Raw genomic sequence first — 18,543 nt, forward strand, 5'->3', positions numbered from 1 at the left:
CTCACCGCACCGTGACGTCGAGCCGGCGGCCGTCGAGCGAGCGGGGGAGCGCCGCGAGCTGCGCCGCGACGTCCTCGATCGCCCGAGCGGCGGGATCGTCGGGCGCGGCCACGACGACGGGCACGCCGGCGTCGCCGCCCTGCCGCAGCGCGATGCTCAGGGGCACGCTCGCGAGGAGCGGGACCGGCGCCGGCCGTCCCTCGGAGAGACGCTCGGCGACGAGCTCGCCGCCGCCCGAGCCGAACAGCTCGACGAGGCCGTCGGGGCCGGCGAAGCCCGCCATGTTCTCGACGACGCCGACGATGCGCTGCCCGGTCTGCCGGGCGACGACGCCCGAGCGCTCGGCCACGTCGGCCGCGGCGGGCTGCGGCGTCGTGACGACCACGACCTCCGCGTTCGGCAGCAGCTGGCCGAGCGAGATGGCCACGTCGCCCGTGCCGGGCGGCAGGTCGACGAGCAGCACGTCGAGGTCGCCGAAGTACACGTCGGTGAGGAACTGCGAGAGCGTGCGGTGCAGCATCGGCCCGCGCCACGCCACGGCGACCGACGACGCCCGCCCACCGGGCTCGGTCGGCTCGACGAACATGCCGATCGAGATCACCTTCACGCCGTGCGCGACGGGCGGCAGGATCATCTCGTCGACGCGCGTGGGCCGCGCGGCGTTGCCGTGCTCGTCGACGAGGCCGAGCAGGCCGGGGATCGAGAACCCGTGCACGTCGGCGTCGACGAGCCCGACCGAGAGGCCGCGCGCGGCGAGCGCGACGGCGAGGTTCGCGGTGAGCGTCGACTTGCCGACGCCGCCCTTGCCGCTCGTGATCGCGATGACGCGCGTGAGGCTCCCGGGTCCGAACGGGTTGCCGCGTGCGGCGCGTCCGCCGCGGAGCCGCTCGGTGAGCGCGGCGCGCTGCTCGGGCGTCATGACCGAGAGGGTCACGTCCGCGTTGCCGGCGCCGGCGACGGCCTCGGCCGCCTGCCGAACGTCACGTTCGATGCGGTCGGAGGCGGGGCATCCGACGATCGTGAGCCGGATGCCCACGTGCACGCGCCCGTCGTCGCCGGCCGTCACCGAGTCGACCATGTCGAGCTCGGTGATGGGCTTGCGGATCTCGGGATCGATCACCGACCCGAGCGCCGCACGCACCGATGCCTCGAGGTCAGGACGCGGCATGCTCGCGTTCCTCCTCGTCGCGCCGGTCGAGCTCCTCGAGCACCGCCTTCAGCTCGGCGCGGATGAAGTCGCGCGACGCGAGGTCGCGCACGGCGAGCCGCAGCGCCACGACCTCGCGGGCGAGGTACTCGGTGTCGGCGAGGTTGCGCTCGGCGCGCTGGCGGTCCTGCTCGATCTGCACGCGGTCGCGGTCGTCCTGCCGGTTCTGCGCGAGCAGGATCAGCGGCGCCGCGTACGAGGCCTGCAGCGAGAGCACGAGGGTGAGGGCCGTGAACCCGATCGCGATGGAGTCGAACCGATAGGGCTCGGGCGCGAAGGTGTTCCACGCCATCCAGGTGATCGCGAACACCGAGAGCCCGAGCAGGAAGCCCGGGGTGCCCATGCCGCGCGCGACCCACTCCGTGAAGCGGCCGAAGCGGTCGTTGTCGCCCGTTCCACGGAAGGGCGCAGATCGGCGGATGCCTTTCGGGGTGTCGAACCGGCGGTCCTCGACGTCAACGCGTGCCATCTCCTGCCCTCCTTCCGTTCGGGATCGGGATGCTTCCGGTGGTCAGCTGGGCACGCGCCGCGGCGCGGCGGCCCACCTCGGTCTCCTCGGGATGACTTCGCCAGTCATCGGGCAGGAGGTAGTCGAGCACGTCGTCAATGGTCACCACCCCGACGAGTCGATGCTTCTCGTCGACGACCGGCACCGACACGAGGTCGTAGCTCGCCAGGATGCGGCTGACCTCGGCGGCGGAGGTGTCGGCGGTCACGGGCTCGAGGCCCGCGTCGATGAGGGTGCCCAGGCGCTCGTGCGGCGGGTAGCGCAGCATCCGCTGGAAGTGCACCATGCCGAGGAACCGGCCCGTGGGCGGCTCGTAGGGCGGGAGCGTGACGCACACCGCGGCACCGAGCGCGGGCGGCAGGTCGTGCCGGCGGATGAGCGCGAGGCCTTCGGCCACGGTCGCGTCGGCCGACACGATGATCGGCTCGGTCGTCATGAGGCCGCCCGCGGTGTCGGGTCCGTACGAGAGGAGGAAGCGCACGTCGTCGGCCTCCTCGGGCTCCATGAGCTCGAGGAGGTGCTCGCCGCGCTCCTCGGGCAGCTGCGCGATCAGGTCGGCGGCGTCGTCGGGCTGCATGTGGTCGAGCACGTCGGCGGCACGGTCGTCGCCGAGCCGGGCGAGGATGTCGACCTGGTCGGACTCGGGCATCTCCTCCAGCACGTCGGCGAGCCGGTCGTCGGAGAGCTCCTCGGCGACCTCCTGCCGGCGCTGGGCGGGCAGGTCGAGGAGGGTGTTCGCGAGGTCGGCGGGCTTCAGCTCGGAGTAGGTCGCGATGAGCTGCTCGGCCGACTGGGCCTCGCCCTTCGGAGCGAGCTCGCGCACCTCCCGCCAGGTGACGTAGGCGGACTGGCCCTTGGCGAACGGCGACGCGCTGGTCTTCGGGCGGCGCACGAAGAGCTGGTCGACCTCCCACTCGCCGGGCTCCTGCTCCTCGATCGCGACGTCCTCGATGGTCGCCTCGCCGGAGCCGTCGTTGAACACGACCTTGCGGCCGAGCATCTCGGCGATGACGCGCACCTCGCCGCCGCGCTGCTCGAACCGGCGCAGGTTGATGAGCCCGGTCGTGATGATCTGGCCGCCGCCGATGGACGTGACCCGCCCGATCGACACGAACACGCGGCGCTTGCCCGGGATCTCGACGATGAGGCCCACGACGCGCGGAGGGTCGTTCTTGCGGTACACGACGAGGACGTCGCGCACCTTGCCGACCCGATCCCCGGCGGGGTCGAAGACGGCGCACCCGGCGAGTCGGGCGACGAAGACTCTCGCGGCGCTCACGACTACCAACTTAGCCCCCGGAACCGGGAAGAACGCCCGTTCCCCGGCCCTGCGCGGGCGCCCATGGGAGAATGACCGGGTGAGCAACCCTGGACCCTTCGGCGGCCGCACGGCCCGTCAGTTCCCGACCCTGCCGAAGGGCGAGACCGTGGCGAGCTTCGAGACCTACCAGGAGGCGCAGGCCGCGGTGGACAAGCTCGCGAAGGCCGCCTTCCCGGTGAAGGAGCTCGCGATCGTCGGCACCGACCTCACGAGCGTCGAGCGGATCACGGGCGTCCTGACCTGGGGTCGCGCGGCCGGCGCCGGCGCGCTCTCGGGCGCCTGGTTCGGCACGTTCCTCGGGCTGCTCTTCTTCATCTTCTCGCCCACGGGCGCGGGCCTCGGCATCCTCGGCTCGGCCATCCTCATCGGCGCCGGGTTCGGCATGATCTTCGGCCTCGTCTCGTACTCGATCAACCGACGCCGGCGCGACTTCACGTCGGTCATGCAGGTGCTCGCCACGCGCTACGCGATCATCGCGGAGCCCGAGCACGTCGCCCGGGCCAGGACGGTGCTGGGCACGGATGCCGCGGGCCTCGCGCCCGTCGCATCGGCCCCCGTCGTGCCGCCGACCCCGCCGACCGCACCCGCCCAGCCCGCCGCCGGCGAGCCCGAGGCACCCCTCGCGCCCCAGCCCGGCAGCGCCGAAGGCCAGGACGCGTCCCGCCCGCTCACCTACGGCGAGGCGCAGGACGCCGCCCGCCGGGCTGCGCGAGAGCGCCGCGACGCCGGCGAGTCCTGAGGCACGGATCCCTCGGCCGCGGCTCCCGCGCGCGGACGCAGCGCGACGCCGGCGAATGACGTCCTGACCCGTCAGCCGCGGCTGCCGCGGACCCAGGCCTCGACCTCGTCGACCGTGCGCGGGATGCGCGCCGAGAGGTTCTCGGCGCCGTCGGCCGTCACGAGGATGTCGTCTTCGATGCGCACGCCGATGCCGCGGAACTCGGCGGGCACCGTGAGGTCGTCGGGCTGGAAGTACAGGCCCGGCTCGATCGTGAAGACCATGCCCGGCGCCAGCTCGCCGTCGAGGTAGAGCGACCGGCGCGCCTGCGCGCAGTCGTGCACGTCGAGGCCGAGGTGGTGGCTGGTGCCGTGCACCATGTAGCGGCGGTGGAACTGGTTCTCGGGCTCGAGCGACTCCTCGGCCGAGACGGGGAGGAAGCCCCACTCCGCGGTCTTGCGCGCGATGACCGCCATCGCGGCGGCGTGCACCTCGCGGAAGACCGCACCCGGCCGCACGACGGCGAACGCGGCATCCGCGGCCTCGAGCACTGCCTCGTAGACCTGGCGCTGCACGGCCGAGAAGGTGCCGTTCACCGGGAACGTGCGCGTGATGTCGGCGGTGTAGTAGCTGTCGCGCTCGACGCCCGCGTCGAGCAGCACGAGGTCGCCCGGCACGACGGGGCCGTCGTTGCGCGTCCAGTGCAGGATCGTCGCGTGCGGGCCGGCCGCGGCGATCGAGCCGTAGCCGACGTCGTTGCCGTCGAGTCGGGCGCGCGTCGCGAACACGCCCTCGATGACGCGCTCGCCGCGCACCTCGGACGTGATGCGCGGGAGCTCCTCGAGCACCTCGGTGAATCCGCGCTGCGTCGCGTCGACCGCGGCCCGGAGCTCGGCGACCTCGTAGTCGTCCTTCACGAGGCGCAGCTCGGACAGGACCCGGGCCAGCTCGGCGTCGGGCTCGTGCTCGGCGTTGACCTCGAGCGAGAACGGGGTGTCGGCGGCGTTCGTCGACAGCGCCGTCTCTGCCGCCCAGCGGATGCGGGCGTGGTCGACGCGCTCGGTGATCGCGGCGTCGGCCTCGCGCACCACGAGCGTCGCGGTGTCGACGGTCGAGAGCAGGTGGTCGAGGTCGGCCAGGTCGCGCGTCGCGAGCGCGAGGTCGGCGGCCACGTGGACGAGCGAGGGGCGTGCGCCGATCCAGAACTCGCCGATGGCGGGGTTGGCGTAGAACTCCTCGGAGTCGCGTCCGGCGCGCTCGCGGAAGTACACGGTCGCCTCGTGGCCGTCGGCCGTCGGCTCGAGGATGAGGACGGCCCCCGGTTCGGAGTCCGAGCCCCAGCCCGTGAGGTGCGCGAACGCGGAGTGGGCGCGGAACGGGTAGTCGGTGTCGTTCGAGCGCTGCTTCATGTCGCCGGCGGGCACGATGAGCCGCTGGCCGGGGAACGCGGCCGAGACGGTGGCACGGCGCGCCGCAGCGTGGGCGGCCTGCTCGCGCGCGGGCGGCAGGGTCTCGTCGCGCTCGGCCCAGCCATCGCCGATGAACCGCTTGAAGCCCTCGGAGCCCGGAGTGGTCGAGCGATTCGCGTTGCGGCCCTCCTCGTCGGGGGCGGTGGGTGCGGTGGTCGTGCTGGTGTCGCTCGTCTCGGACATGTGCTCCATTCTCGCACCGTCCGAGGTCCTCACCCGACGGGGGTGAGGGTCGCGACGACGGGCCGGTGGTCGCTGCCCGACTGGTCGACGTCGCCGATCACGCGAAACGCGTCGACGCGCCAGCCCGGGGTCGCGAGCACGTGGTCGATCGGGCTGCCGAGGAGCTCGGGCACGTCGGTCGGCCAGGTCCCGAGGCCGCCGGCACCCGCCGCCACGGCCGCGTCGCGGCACCGGCCGAGGTCGCCGCCGTCGACGCCGCGACCCGCGAAGTGGTCGACGGTCGCGTTGAAGTCGCCCGCCATGATCACGTTCCCGCCCGAGCACTGCTCGGCGAGCCAGTCGAGGTCGCTGCGCCAGTTGCGCAGCTCCCAGCGGATGGGCGCGACCGCGTGCACGGCGACGATCCGCGGGCCGTCGCCGTCGACGGGCTCGGCGACGATCGACGGCAGGGTGTTGGTGTTGCCGGGCGGCCCGGGGGAGAGCGCCGACACCACCTCGTACTCGCCGAGGTCGGGCGAGATGAGGATCGTCGTCGATCGCGCCTTCGCGATGTCGTCGAACGCGACCGTGTGCACCCACATCGGCCGTCCGCCCTCGCGCATCGCGATCGCGACCTCCTCGCCGAGCGGATCGGTCGTCTCGGGGAGCACGACCACGTCGGCGCCCTCGTCGAGCGCCAGGCCCGCGATGGTCGCGGCGTCGGGCACCTCGCCGAGCGTGTTCCAGCTCAGCACGGTCACGGATGCCGCCTCGCCTGCGGCATCCGACCCGCCCGTGCCGCGCGCGGCGATCACCGCGACGTTGCCGACCGCGAAGAGCGCCAGGATGAGCGCCATCGCGACGCCGAACACGCGAGTGGCGCGGGGGATCGCGGCCAGCGCGAGCACGAGCGCGGCGACGCCGGCGCAGGCTGCCGCCGCGCCGCGCAGCGCCACGACGTGCGCCGCCACCCACTGGTTCTGCAGCCCGAAGCCCTGCGGCCACAGGAGCACGGCCGCGACCAGGGCGGTGCCGAGCACGAGAGCCCAGCCGAGGATGCGGGGGAGCATTCCACCCAGCCTAGGCGAGGCTCGGCGCGCGCGGCCGAGGCGCCGCCGCCGATCGGCTGGGAGGATGCCGGGACTAGCATGAGGGGATGCCAGCAGCCCCCCTCACCGTCGGCGAGGCGGACCTGCACGCGCATTCGACGGTGTCCGACGGCACGGAGTCGCCGGCCGAGCTGATGGCGCAGGCGGCCGCGGCGGGACTCTGGGGCGTGGCACTCACCGACCACGACTCGACGAGCGGCTGGGCCGAGGCGGCCGCGGCGGTGCCGGCCACGGGCGTGGTGCTCATCCCGGGCATGGAGCTGTCGACGCGCGAGGGCTTCATGAGCGTGCACATGCTCGCCTACCTCGTGGACCCGCTCGACGGGCGGCTGCTCGCCGAGACCTCGCGCATCCGCGAGTCGCGCCTCACCCGCGCCGAGGAGATCGTGCGGCGCATCGGCCGCGACTACGACCTGAGCTGGGACGACGTGCTGGCGCAGACGAGCGAGGGCGCGACGATCGGCCGTCCGCACATCGCGGACGCGCTCGTCGCCCGCGGGCACGTGGCCACGCGGTCCGCTGCCTTCGCCGGCATCCTGCACCCGCGCGCGGGGTACGCCCAGCCGCACTACGCGCCCGACCCGCTCACCGGCGTGCGGCTCATCCGCGCCGCTGGCGGCGTGCCCGTGCTCGCGCATCCCGGCACGCGCGGCGCCGAGCGCGTCATTCCGCCCGAGCGCCTCGGGCGGCTGGTCGACGCCGGGCTCTTCGGCCTGGAGATCGACCACCCCGAGAACCGCGCCGACGCGAAGGCCCGGCTGCGCGAGCTCGCGCGCACGCACGGACTCGCCGTGACCGGCTCGAGCGACTACCACGGCACGGGCAAGCCGAACCGGCTCGGCGAGCTGCGCACCGCGCCCGAGGTCGTCGAGCGCATCATCGCCGAGGGTCGCGGCTCGGCGCCCGTCACGCCGTAGGGCGCGGGCGCTCGGCCTTGGCGCGGGCGCGCGGCGCGTCTCACGCGCCGTCGCCCGCGCGTGCTCAGGCCTGCGGCGCGGCCCCGCCGGTGCGCGGACCGCGACGGCGGCGACGACGACGCGGTGCCGCGTTGCCGTCGTGGTGCTCGTGGCCCTTGCCGTCGTGCGTGCCGGTGCCGGGCTCCTTGGCCGCGGCGACCGCCGTGTCGGACTTCTCGGCCTGCTCGCCGCCGTCGCCGGCCGGCTGGCCGGCACGGGTGCGACGACGCGAGCGCGACCGGGGTGCGCGCTCGGCGCCCTCGGCGCGGCCCTCGCTGCGGCCCGCCGTGCTCGAACGCGTCGGCGCCGCGGCGGCCGTGGGCTTCAGGCGGCCCTTGGTGCCCTCGGGGATGTCGAGGTCGGAGAACAGGTGCGGGCTCGACGAGTAGGTCTCGGTGGGCTCGGGCTGGCCGAACTCGAGGGCGCGGTTGATGAGCGCCCACTTGTGCAGGTCGTCCCAGTCGACGAACGTCACGGCGATGCCGGTCTTGCCGGCGCGGCCCGTGCGACCCACGCGGTGCAGGTACGCCTTGTCGTCGTCGGGGATGGTGTGGTTGATGACGTGCGTCACGTCGTCGACGTCGATGCCGCGCGCCGCGACATCCGTGGCGATGAGCACGTCCTTCTTGCCGGCCTTGAAGGCGGCCATGGCGCGCTCGCGCTGGTCCTGGTTGAGGTCGCCGTGCACGGCGGCGGCGTTGAAGCCGCGGTCGTTGAGCTCCTCGACGAGCTTCGCCGCCGCGCGCTTGGTGCGCGTGAAGATGACGGTCTTGCCGCGGCCGTCGGCCTGGAGGATGCGCGAGATCACCTCGTCCTTGTCGAGCGAATGCGCCCGGTAGACCAGGTGCTTGATGTTCGCCTGCGTGAGGCCCTCGTCGGGGTCGTTCGCGCGGATGTGGATGGGGCGCGTCATGAAACGGCGCGCGAGCGCGACGATCGGGCCCGGCATCGTCGCCGAGAACAGCATGGTGTGGCGGACCGCCGGAACCTTGGAGAAGATCTTCTCGATGTCGGGCAGGAAGCCGAGGTCGAGCATCTTGTCGGCCTCGTCGAGCACCATCTCGCGCACGTCGGCGAGGGAGAGGAGGCGCTGGTTGACGAGGTCGATGAGGCGGCCGGGCGTGCCGACGACGATCTGCGCGCCCGCCTTGAGCTGCTCGATCTGGCCCTCGTACGCCTTGCCGCCGTAGATGGAGACGACGGTCGTCGGGCGGTTGGAGGCGGCGAGCTCGAGGTCCTCGGTCACCTGCACGCAGAGCTCGCGGGTCGGCACCACGATGAGTGCTTTCACGCCGGGCTCGGGCGCGTCGCCGAGGCGCTGGATCAGCGGGAGGCCGAAGCCGAAGGTCTTGCCGGTGCCGGTCTTGGCCTGGCCGATGATGTCCTGCCCGGAGAGGGCGAGGGGGATGGTCTGCTCCTGGATGGGGAAGGCATCGACGATGCCCTTCCCGGCGAGGGCGTCGACGATGTCGGACGCGACGCCGAGGTCGGTGAAAGTAGTCAAAGATCTGCCTGTCGAAGTTCGTGATGAGGGGGATGCGCCTCGTCTCGATCACAGGCGCATGGCCGCGGATCCAATGCCCGCATGCCCCTCCACCCTATCGGAGTGCGCCTGAGAGACTGTCGCGGGGCCGCGCGGGGGCCGCGGAAAGGCCTTGGGAAGGCCGCTCGGAGGCCGCGCGGAGGCCGCGGGAAGGCCGCTCGGAGGCCGCGAGAACGCGCCCGCCGGCCTCCACGGGGCACCCGGGAGGCTCGGATATAGGCTGGGCCCGTGGTGTTCTGGACGAATCGGCGGGTCCCCCGCCCCGAGACGCCGCGCCTGCGTCCCCGCGTCGCCCCCACCGAGCTGGCGAAGGTCGACTTCACCGAGCTGGTGCCCGAGCCCGTGCCGTTCCTCGGCCAGGCCGCGTACATCCAGCTCGAGTTCTTCGAGAACCTCGCCAAGGCCGTGGCCACCGCGCCGACGCTGCCCGCGAAGGAGGGCCTCAGCGCCGCGGCGGGCGTCGCGTTGCGCAAGCACCACGCCCTCATCGCGGAGCTCCGCCGCCTGGGCGTCGAACCCGACGACGTGATGGCGCCGTTCGCGCCGGCGACCGACCGGTTCCGCCAGGTCTCCTCGGGCGCCGACTGGTACGAGCTCCTGCTCGGCATCCACGTCACGGCAGGGATGCTCGACGGCTACTTCTCGCGCCTCGCCGAGGGACTGCCGGTCGAGCTCGGCTCACGCGTGCGCGCCATCCTCGACGAGGAGGGTGCGTCGGCCGTGCTCGAGACCGAGCTGAAGGCGGCCGTCTCGACCGACCCGCACCTCGCCGACCGGCTCGCGCTCTGGGGGCGCAGCCTCGTCGGCGACACGCTGCTCATCGCGCGGTCGGCGCTGCGGGCGTCCGAGGCATCCGGTGACGACGTCGAGCCGGTGTTCACCGAGCTCATCGCCGACCACACGCGCCGCATGGACGCACTCGGGCTCACCGCCTGAGGGGGGCACGCGTTCGCGCTCGCCGCATGCGTGGCGCGCGCTCGGGCTCACCGACTGATCGGCGAGTCGCGACGCCGGGCGGTCAGGCCTTGCGCGCGGATGCCCCGGGGCGGGCGAGGCGCTCGAACAGCGCCGTGTCGGCGTGCTCGCGACGCGGGCCGATGAGGAGCACCGCACCGACCGAGGCGAGCGCGGCCGCAGCGAGCGACACGACCCAGATCCATCCGCCGTCCCACGCCCAGCCGAGCCAGGTGAGGGCGACCCAGACGATCGCGGCCACGCCGGCGCCGATGGCCGGGACGAGCGCACTGCCGTAGGTGTGGCGACGGGGGAGCGCGTACCGCGCGGCCAGGCCGAGGATCGCCCCGCCGAGCACCACGAAGAGGAGCTCCATCGTCAGGCGACGAATCCGACGCGGCGCGACTCCTCAGAGCCGATCTCCACGTAGGCGAGCGCCGCCGACGGCACGACGTAGACGGTGCCCTTGTCGTCGGAGAGCTTCAGGTGCGCGGCCTGCCCGGCAAGGGCCGCCGCGACGGCCGTCTCCACCTCCGCCGCCGTCTGCGAGGTCTCGAATGAGAGTTCACGGGGGGAGTTCTGGATGCCGATGCGAACGTCCACGGTGCGCCTTTCTGCTCTTGCTGAAACCCTACGACACGGGCCGCGCCGGGTCGTACCCGTTCACTGTCGGCGGAACGCGTTAGCGTTCAGGCATGCCCGGCACCGCGACCCTCCTGCACCCCGTCGCGACCCTCGTCGACGGCGAGCACGCGGCGGTCTTCGGGGCCCCGGGCAGCGGCAAGACCCGGCTCGTGATCGACCTCGTCGCCGAGCGCGTCGAGCATCGCGGCTACACGACCGACGAGGTGCTCGTGCTCTCCGCCACGCGCGCGTCGGCGACCGCGCTGCGCGACGAGCTCGCGGTGCGACTCGGGGTCACCACGCGCGGTCCGCTGGCCCGCACGGCGAACTCCGTCGCGTTCCAGCTCGTCCGCGCGTTCACCGGCGAGTCGGTCACGCTGCTCACGGGCGCCGAGCACGACCAGATCGTCGGCGAGCTGCTCGAGGGCGGCATCCGAGACGGCTTCGGGCCCACCTGGCCCGATCCGCTCACGCCCGAGGTGCGGGCGCTGCGCGGCTTCCGCTCGGAGCTGCGCGACGTCATGATGCGCGCCGTCGAGCACGGCGTCGCCGCCGACGACCTCGCCCGCCTCGGCGAGCGGGCGAGCCGGCCCGAGTGGGCGGCCGTCGCCGCGTTCCTCGCCGAGTACGCCGAGGTGAAGGAGCAGCTGCGGCCGACGCAGTTCGACTCGGCCGAGCTCGGCGCGTTCGCTGCGGCGATCGTGCGGCGCAGCGCGATCGACCCTGCGGCATCCGCGGCGCTCGGGGTGCTCGCCGGGCTGCGGCTCGTCGTCGTCGACGACGCGCAGGAGGCGACGGAGTCCACGGCGGCGCTCCTCGGTGCCTTCGCCTCGCGCGGCGTCGCGATCGTGGCGTTCGGCGACCCCGACGTGGCGAGCAACGGATTCCGTGGCGGACGCCCCGAACTGCTCGGCTCGCTCGGCTCCGTGGTGGGCGCTCCCGTGCGGCGCATCGACCTCGACGCGGTGCACCGCGGCCGACCCCCGATCCGCGAGCTGGTTCGCTCGGTCACGTCGCACATCGGCACGGCGCTCGGCGGCACGCACCGCCAGGCGTCCCTCGCCGGGCCGGGCGATGACGATGCCTCCGTCGACGTCCACGAGGAGGTCTCCGAGCGCTCCGCCGACACCGACCCGCTGGCGGCCGTGCTCGGCATCGAGGCCGTCTCGCACGCCGCCGAGTGCCAGGCGATCGCCGGGCTGCTGCGCGAGCGCCACCTGCTCGACGGCGTGGCGTGGTCGTCGATGGCCGTCGTCGTCCGCTCGGGCGCCGACGTGCCGGCCATCGAGCGCGGCCTCGCGCTCGCCGACGTGCCCACCGCCGGCGACGCCGCCCGCACCGCCCTGCGCGAGGCGCCCGCCGCCGCGGCACTACTCGCCGCGGCATCGTTCGTGCTCGGGCGCGAGCCGCTCACCTCCGAGCTCGCCGTGGGCCTGCTTACGGGTCCGCTCGGCCGACTCGACGGGGTCGGGCTGCGCCGGCTCCGGCTCGCGCTCCGGCACGAGGAGCTGGCAGCGGGCGGCTCCCGGCCCGGCGACGAGCTCCTCGTCGACGCGCTGTCGGCTCCCGGCGGTTTCGAGACGATCGACGCCGCGCCGGGCCGCCGGGCCGCCCGGCTCGCGAAGCTGCTGCATGCCGCCCGCCTCGTCGCCGAGACGGGCGGCACCATCGAGGAGGTGCTCTGGTCGCTGTGGGAGGGCAGCGGGCTCGCGACCGAGTGGGGCGCCCAGGCGCGGGGAACGGGGGTGCTCGCAGAGGAGGCGAACCGTTCGCTCGACGCCGCGGTCGCCCTGTTCGCCGCGGCGACGCGATTCGTCGAGCGCGAGCCCGACGCGCCGGCGCTCCGCTTCGTCGACGACGTGCTCGCGAGCGAGCTCCCCGAGGACTCCCTCGCCCCCCGGCGCAACGCCGAGACCGTGCTCGTCACGACGCCGCCCGCGCTCATCGGCCGCGAGTTCGACGTGGTCGTGATCGCGGGCCTGCAAGACGGCGTGTGGCCCAACCTCCGTCCCCGCGGCACGCTGCTGCACGCCGGCCTGCTCCCGCGCGTCGTCCAGGCCGCCCGCGCCGGGGCACCGATCCCCGCGCCCGAGACGACGGCCGAAGCTCGTGCCACGGTCCGCGGCGACGAGCTTCGGCTGTTCGCGCTCGCCGCGTCGCGCGCGCGCCGCCAGCTGGTGCTGAGCTGCACCGCCAACGACGACGAGCAGCCCTCGATGCTGATGGGCTACGCCGCCGAGCGCATCCGCCCGCGGCGTCGCCCGCTGCACCTGCGCGGGCTCGTCGGCGCACTGCGCCGCGACCTCGCCGCGAGCCGCGACCACGAGGCCGCCGCGGCGCTCGCCCTGCTCGCCGAGGAGGGCGTTCCCGGCGCGCATCCCGACGACTGGTACGGACTCGCGGCGCCCTCGACGACCGCGCCCATCGTCGACCTCGACGGCGACCCCGAGGCGTTCGTGGCGGTTTCCCCGTCGCAGATCGATCGGGCAGAGGAGTCGCCGCTCGGCTGGTTCATCGATCGCGTCGCCGCTCCGCCGTCGGGCATCGCCGCATCGATCGGCACCCTGGTGCACGCCGTGGTCGAGGAGGCCGGGTCGCGCGACGACGGCGACACGAGCATCGAGACACTGTGGGCGGCCGTCGAGGAGCGCTGGCGCGACCTGCGCTTCGAGGCGGGCTGGGTGGCCGAGCGCGAGCGCCGTGGTGCGCGTCGTATGGCCGAGGGCGCGTCCGACTACCTCACCCAGTTCCGCGACGACCGCAAGGTCCTCCTCGGCGCGGAGGGCCGCTTCACCCTCGTCGTCGACCGCATCCGCGTGACCGGCACCATCGACCGGGTGGAGGCGTCGCCCGACGGGACCACGGTCATCGTCGACCTGAAGACGGGCCGCACGACCCCCACGGCCGAGCAGACCGCGCAGCATCCGCAGCTCGCGGCGTACCAGCTCGCCGCACGCCTCGGCGAGGTGCCGAACGCCGGGGTGCACGGCGGCGCGAAGCTCGTGTACGTGGCCAAGCCCGTGCGAGGGCTCGCCTTCAGTGAGCGCGCGCAGCAGCCGTTCGACGACGACGACGAGGCCGCGTTCCGCGAGCGGCTCGCCGCGGTGGCGCGCACCATGTCGGCCAGCGAGTTCGAAGGCCCGGGCGAGCTCGGGTTCCGGTCGCGGTTCGGGTCGTGGCAGTACCGCGTGCACCTGGTCCCGGCGGTGTCCGCATGAGCGCCGACCAGAGCGCGGCTCCGATCCGCGCGGGTTCGATCGGCAGGGGTTCGATCGGCAGGGGTTCGATCGGCAGGGGGTCGATCGGCAGGGGGTCGATCGGCAGGGGGTCGATCGGCAGGGGTTCCATCGGCGCCGTCGAGATCGCCGCGCGCCTCGGGCTCCACGGACCCACCGACGAGCAGCGAGCGGTCATCGAGGCAGACCCGTACGGCGCGAGCATCGTCGTCGCCGGGGCCGGCAGCGGCAAGACCGAGACCATGGCGAACCGCGTCGTATGGCTGCTCGCCAACGGGCACGTCGCCGTGCCCGAGGTGCTCGGACTCACGTTCACGCGCAAGGCCGCGGGCGAGTTGGCCGACCGGGTGCGCGAGCGCGTGGGGCAGCTCGTCGCCGAGGGCATCGCCGACGTCGAGCTCGATCCGCTCGAGTCCGCCGCCGTCGGAACCTACAACGCGTTCGCGAGCGCGATCTACCGGGAGCACGCGATGCTCATCGGCCGCGAGCCCGACGCCTCCGTGCTCGGCGAGGCATCCGCGTGGATGCTCGCGCGGTCGGTCGCCGGCGCGTCGGCCGACCCGCGCCTGGTCGAGCTCGACGCGTCGCTCGACCGGGTCACCGGGGCCGTGCTCGCGCTCAGCCGAGCGCTCGCCGAGAACGTGGCCGACAGCCGCGACGTGCGCGCCTTCGCGCGCGACTTCCTCGCGATGGAGGGGCTGCCGATCGAGGCGCCACGCAAGCGCACCGACTTCGCGACGTTCGTCGACGCACTGGGCGTGGTCGGCGCGCTCCCGCCGCTCCTCGACCTGGCCGATGCCTACCAGGCGGCCAAGCGCGAGCGGGGGCACGTCGAGTTCAGCGACCAGGTCGCGCTCGCGCTCGCCATCTGCGAGCGGCATCCGCATGTCGTGGCGGCCCACCGCGAGCGTGCGCGCACCGTGCTGCTCGACGAGTACCAGGACACGAGCGTCGTGCAGACGCGCCTGCTCGCGACGCTGTTCCGCGGTCACTCGGTCATGGCCGTCGGCGACCCCGACCAGTCGATCTACGGATGGCGCGGGGCGAGCGCCGCGAACCTGGCCCGCTTCTCGCGCGACTTCGCGGCCGACGCCGACGGTGCGCCGGGCGAGGCCGGCGTCTTCGACCTCTCGACGAGCTGGCGCAACCCCCGCATCGTGCTCGACGCCGCGAACGCGATCATCGAGCCGCTCGACGCCGGCATCCCGAAGGCGCCGCTCGCCCCGTCGCCGCTCGCCGGCGCCGGGGTCGTCGACACGGCGTGGGCGGAGACGATCGAAGAGGAGGCCGACCTCGTCGCCCGCTGGTTCCGGGATCGCGTCGGCACGGGACAGGGGCGTGAGGCGCGCAGCGGCGCGCTGCTCTGCCGTACCTTCGCGAACGTCGGCGTGTTCACGGCGGCGCTCCGCGCGCACGGCGTCCCGGCCCACGTGCTCGGGCTCGCCGGGCTGCTCGACCAGCCCGTGATCGCCGACCTCGTGTCGGTGCTGCGGGTCCTGCACGACCCGACGGCCGGGTCCGAGCTCATCCGCGTGCTCGGCGGCGCCCGGTGGCGCATCGGCCCGGCCGACCTCGTCGCGCTCAACGGCCTCGCCCGTTGGCTCGCCGACCGCGACCTGGGCAGCCGTCGCCTCGACGACGACGTGCGCCGCGAGCTGCGCGCGTCGATCGCCCCCGACGAGTCGCCGTCGATCGTCGACGCCCTCGACTTCCTGCTCACGGCGCCCGACGGCCATTCCGCGCTGCGCGGCTTCACGTCGGTGGGCCTCGGTCGCATGCGCCGGGCGGGCGCGCAGCTGCAGTCGCTGCGCCGCCGGGTCGGGTTGGGGCTCGTCGACTTCGTGCACCTCGTGGAGCAGGAGCTGCTCCTGGACATCGAGGTCGCCGCGAACGCCGCCCAGCCGCTCGGCGCGCCGAGCCTCGAGGCGTTCGACGAACTGCTCGCCGGCTTCGCCGACGTGTCCGAGCACCCGACGCTCGGCGCATTCCTCGGCTGGCTCACCGAGGCCGAGCAGCGCGACCGCCTCGCACCGCGCCAGGACGAGCCCGAGCCCGGGGCCGTGCAGGTGCTCTCGATCCACGGTTCGAAGGGCCTCGAGTGGGACGTCGTGGCGATCCCGCGGCTCGTCGACGAGGAGCTGCCGGCGAAGCCGCGCACCACGAAGGGCTGGCTCGCGTTCGGGGAACTGCCGAACGACTTCAAGGGCGACCGCGACGAGCTGCCCGAGCTGCAGTGGCGCGGGGTGCCGAGCCAGGCGGAGTTCGACCGGGCGCTCGGCGCCTTCGCAAGCGAGAACCGCGAGCGTCTCGCCGAGGAGGAGCGTCGACTCGCCTACGTGGCGCTCACCCGCACGCGCGACGAGCTTCTGCTCACCGGGTCGTGGTGGTCGACGCAGAAGTCGCCGCGCAAGCCCAGTCCGTACCTCTTCGAGCTGGCTCGTGCGGGCATCGTCGCGCCCGGCGTGCTCCCGGCCGCGCCGGCCGCCGACGCCAACCCGCGCGCCGGTGCGACCGAGCGCCAGGTGTGGCCGCTCGATCCGCTCGGCGCACGGCGCGACCCCGTGCTCGCCGCGGCCGAGGCCGTGCGGGTCGCCGCCGAGCAGCCGAGCGGTGCGGGCATCGGCCCACGCCTCGCCGAGGAGGTGCGCCTGCTGCTGGAGGATCGGCGTCGTCGCTCCGAGGGGCCGGCGTCGCCGACCATCCCGGCGCGCGTGCCGGCGTCCCGGTTCAAGGACTACGTCGACGACCCGGCCGCGGTGGCCGAGCAGCTGCGCCGCCCGATGCCGCAGCGGCCCTACCGGGCGACCCGGCTCGGCACGCTCTTCCACGCCTGGGTCGAGCACCGCGCGACCGGTGAGGGCGAGGCGTCGGCCATCGACGAGATCTGGCACGACGGGCTCTGGGACGACGACGATGCGCTCGACCTCCGCCTCGATGCGGAGCGGTCCGGCGCCGCAGTCGGCCCGACCAGCGCCGACGGCGCAACCGCCGACACTGCCGACACTGCCGACGCCGGCGCCACCGAGCCCGCGGACGCCGCGCCGACGACCCCGTCGATCGTGACCGCGACCGCCGACCGCCTCCGCGCCCTGCAGGCCACCTTCGAGGCCTCCGAGTGGGGCGGCCGCAAGCCGATCGCGGTCGAGCTCGAGCTGCACCTGCCGATCGACGCGCACGTGTTCGTGTGCAAGCTCGACGCGGTCTACGACGTCCCCGCCGGAAGCGTGCTCGCGAAGCGCGGCATCCGCTACCAGGTCGTCGACTGGAAGACCGGCAAGGCGCCGCGCGACGCCCACGACCTCGAGCTCAAGCAGACCCAGCTCGCGCTCTACCGGCTCGCGTACGCGAAGTGGGCCGACGTGGCGCCCGAGACCGTCGACGCGGTGTTCTACTTCGTCGAGGACGACCGGGTCATCCGGCCCGACCGGCTCTACGACGAGGCGGCGTTGCGGCGCTCCTGGGCATCGGTCGCGGGCGAAGCGGGTCCGGCACCGGACCCGTCGTCGCCATCCGCGGCGTCGGCGCCCTCGCGCGTCGGCTGACCCGCGCCCGGCGCCGCGTCGCCCCAGTCGCTGAGGTCGAGCGGGATCGGCGCGGTCAGGTCCATCGCCGCCGCCGGGCGCTCGCCGGCCTCGCGCCGCTCGAGCTCCGAGAAGTCGTAGCTGTCGGTCAGCAGCGTCGCCCCGCCCTCGCGCGGCACGGCTCCGCGGGGCGTGTCGTCGAGCATCCGCTCCACTTCGCCGACGGTCATGATCGGCCCGGTCTCGGGCGAGAGCGGCTCGCTCGACCGGTCGTGCACGCTCGCGGCGAGCCCGTCGAGCAGTGACACCGCGTCGTCGACGATCGCGCGGTCGCGTTGGTCGATGCCGTGCAGCAGCCAGCGGGCCAGCTCGAGCTCGCCGTAGAGCAGTGCACGCTGCGGCAGGTGCTCGTCGGCGCCGCCGCTCCGCCCGATCACGTAGGCCTCCAGGGCGAGCTCGGCGGATGCCCCACGCGAGGTCATGAGCCAGTGCAGGTCGCGCGCGGGGTCGCCGACCGCCAGCGCCGCCCACCCGACGATCGCGCTGACCGCGTCGCCGTCGACGAGGATCGAGTCGGCGGTGAGGGCGCCGTTGATCACGGTGGGGCGGAACCGCCAGAGCGACTCGTCGTCGGTCGCCTGCTCCCACCGGCGCAGGATCGCCGCGGGCAGGTGCCCGGTGTCGGCGGCGCGCCCGATGAGCTCGATGACCCCGTCGCGGGTCTCGTCGGCGGTCTCGCGGGGGAGCCCGGCGTCGCCCACGAACCCGCTCGGCAGGGCGTGTATCGCCGCGACCGCGGCGCCGACCGCCGCGGCGAGGGCGTCATGCTCGGTGAGCTCGTCGGCGGTGCGCACCCCGCCCGTGAGGAACTCGGTCACGATGGCGCGCGTGCCGCCGATGGGCGCCTGGCCCACGAACTGCGGCACGCGGAACGGCAGGCGGGCGCGGATCCCGGCCGTCATCGCGCGGATGGCGACGAGGTCGGCGGACTGCTCCGTCTCGGCGTTCTGGGACCGCGGCGCGCGGATGACGAGGTGCCGGCCATCGGCCGAACGGAGCTCGACGGCGTCGAAGCCCCCGTGGCTGCGGCGCGTGTGCGCACGGGCCGCGCTCACCTCGAGGCCGGGCACCGCCGCCGTGGCCAACGCGGCTAGAGTGAGAGGGGGTCTGGCCATGGCACACAGCTTAAGCAGGCGGATCCGCCTCCCGGGCGAC

14 protein-coding genes are annotated in these 18,543 nt (G+C 74.2%); 5 read left to right on the forward strand and 9 right to left on the reverse strand.

The window, feature by feature from the left end; genetic code table 11:
- Nucleotide 1 precedes the first annotated feature (1 nt).
- The 3 genes from ACWGO8_RS14735 to ACWGO8_RS14745 are packed head-to-tail and all read right to left on the reverse strand — an operon-like array spanning nucleotide 2 to nucleotide 2,994.
- Nucleotides 2-1,168, reverse strand: a complete 1,167-nt coding sequence (locus ACWGO8_RS14735) for an Mrp/NBP35 family ATP-binding protein (RefSeq protein WP_452043788.1) — start codon at nucleotides 1,166-1,168, stop codon at nucleotides 2-4.
- Complete coding sequence (locus tag ACWGO8_RS14740) at nucleotides 1,155-1,676, reverse strand: DUF1003 domain-containing protein (RefSeq protein WP_376955469.1); 522 nt, start codon at nucleotides 1,674-1,676, stop codon at nucleotides 1,155-1,157. Before ACWGO8_RS14740 ends, ACWGO8_RS14735 begins: the two co-directional genes overlap by 14 nt.
- Entirely contained in the window at nucleotides 1,663-2,994 is a 1,332-nt protein-coding gene (locus tag ACWGO8_RS14745; protein ID WP_452043789.1) for a magnesium transporter MgtE N-terminal domain-containing protein, read from the reverse strand. The genes ACWGO8_RS14740 and ACWGO8_RS14745 overlap by 14 nt, the downstream gene beginning before the upstream one ends.
- 79 nt (nucleotides 2,995-3,073) lie before the next feature.
- Here ACWGO8_RS14745 and ACWGO8_RS14750 point away from each other — a divergent pair, with 79 nt between their 5' ends.
- Entirely contained in the window at nucleotides 3,074-3,775 is a 702-nt protein-coding gene (locus tag ACWGO8_RS14750; RefSeq protein WP_452043790.1) for a general stress protein, read from the forward strand.
- A 71-nt stretch (nucleotides 3,776-3,846) separates the two neighbouring features.
- Here the strand turns inward: ACWGO8_RS14750 and ACWGO8_RS14755 are convergent, their stop codons facing one another.
- Both ACWGO8_RS14755 and ACWGO8_RS14760 read right to left on the reverse strand, forming a co-directional pair.
- Nucleotides 3,847-5,406, reverse strand: a complete 1,560-nt coding sequence (locus ACWGO8_RS14755) for an aminopeptidase P family protein (RefSeq protein ID WP_452043791.1) — start codon at nucleotides 5,404-5,406, stop codon at nucleotides 3,847-3,849.
- A 29-nt stretch (nucleotides 5,407-5,435) separates the two neighbouring features.
- A complete protein-coding gene (locus ACWGO8_RS14760) occupies nucleotides 5,436-6,455 on the reverse strand; it encodes an endonuclease/exonuclease/phosphatase family protein (protein WP_452043792.1) in 1,020 nt (339 codons plus the stop codon).
- 86 nt (nucleotides 6,456-6,541) lie between these two features.
- On the opposite strand from ACWGO8_RS14760, the gene ACWGO8_RS14765 reads away from it, so the two are divergent.
- The gene (locus ACWGO8_RS14765; protein WP_452043793.1) at nucleotides 6,542-7,411 is read left to right on the forward strand and encodes a PHP domain-containing protein; all 870 of its coding nucleotides are present in this window, start codon (nucleotides 6,542-6,544) and stop codon (nucleotides 7,409-7,411) included.
- A gap of 64 nt (nucleotides 7,412-7,475) precedes the next feature.
- On the opposite strand, the gene ACWGO8_RS14770 is transcribed toward ACWGO8_RS14765, so the two are convergent.
- The gene (locus tag ACWGO8_RS14770) at nucleotides 7,476-8,954 is read right to left on the reverse strand and encodes a DEAD/DEAH box helicase (protein WP_452043794.1); all 1,479 of its coding nucleotides are present in this window, start codon (nucleotides 8,952-8,954) and stop codon (nucleotides 7,476-7,478) included.
- A 267-nt stretch (nucleotides 8,955-9,221) separates the two neighbouring features.
- Between ACWGO8_RS14770 and ACWGO8_RS14775 the strand changes: the two genes are divergently transcribed.
- Nucleotides 9,222-9,929 (forward strand): ferritin-like fold-containing protein, encoded by a 708-nt coding sequence (locus ACWGO8_RS14775; protein WP_452043795.1) that lies wholly within the window; start codon nucleotides 9,222-9,224, stop codon nucleotides 9,927-9,929.
- A gap of 82 nt (nucleotides 9,930-10,011) precedes the next feature.
- Here ACWGO8_RS14775 and ACWGO8_RS14780 read toward each other — a convergent pair whose 3' ends face one another.
- Nucleotides 10,012-10,323: a hypothetical protein gene (locus tag ACWGO8_RS14780; protein WP_376955459.1), complete on the reverse strand. Its 312-nt coding sequence runs from the start codon at nucleotides 10,321-10,323 to the stop codon at nucleotides 10,012-10,014.
- A gap of 2 nt (nucleotides 10,324-10,325) precedes the next feature.
- A complete protein-coding gene (locus tag ACWGO8_RS14785) occupies nucleotides 10,326-10,550 on the reverse strand; it encodes a DUF3107 domain-containing protein (protein ID WP_376955458.1) in 225 nt (74 codons plus the stop codon).
- Between the two features lie 92 nt (nucleotides 10,551-10,642).
- Here ACWGO8_RS14785 and ACWGO8_RS14790 point away from each other — a divergent pair, with 92 nt between their 5' ends.
- Both ACWGO8_RS14790 and ACWGO8_RS14795 read left to right on the forward strand, forming a co-directional pair.
- Nucleotides 10,643-13,789, forward strand: a complete 3,147-nt coding sequence (locus tag ACWGO8_RS14790; protein WP_452043796.1) for a PD-(D/E)XK nuclease family protein — start codon at nucleotides 10,643-10,645, stop codon at nucleotides 13,787-13,789.
- Nucleotides 13,786-17,349: a UvrD-helicase domain-containing protein gene (locus tag ACWGO8_RS14795; RefSeq protein ID WP_452043797.1), complete on the forward strand. Its 3,564-nt coding sequence runs from the start codon at nucleotides 13,786-13,788 to the stop codon at nucleotides 17,347-17,349. The genes ACWGO8_RS14790 and ACWGO8_RS14795 overlap by 4 nt, the downstream gene beginning before the upstream one ends.
- Here the strand turns inward: ACWGO8_RS14795 and ACWGO8_RS14800 are convergent.
- Nucleotides 17,238-18,503, reverse strand: a complete 1,266-nt coding sequence (locus ACWGO8_RS14800) for a phosphotransferase (protein WP_452043798.1) — start codon at nucleotides 18,501-18,503, stop codon at nucleotides 17,238-17,240. The two genes, ACWGO8_RS14795 and ACWGO8_RS14800, sit on opposite strands and share 112 nt — an antisense overlap.
- Nucleotides 18,504-18,543: the final 40 nt, after the last annotated feature.

The sequence above is a fragment of the Agromyces sp. NPDC055661 genome, assembly GCF_053618135.1.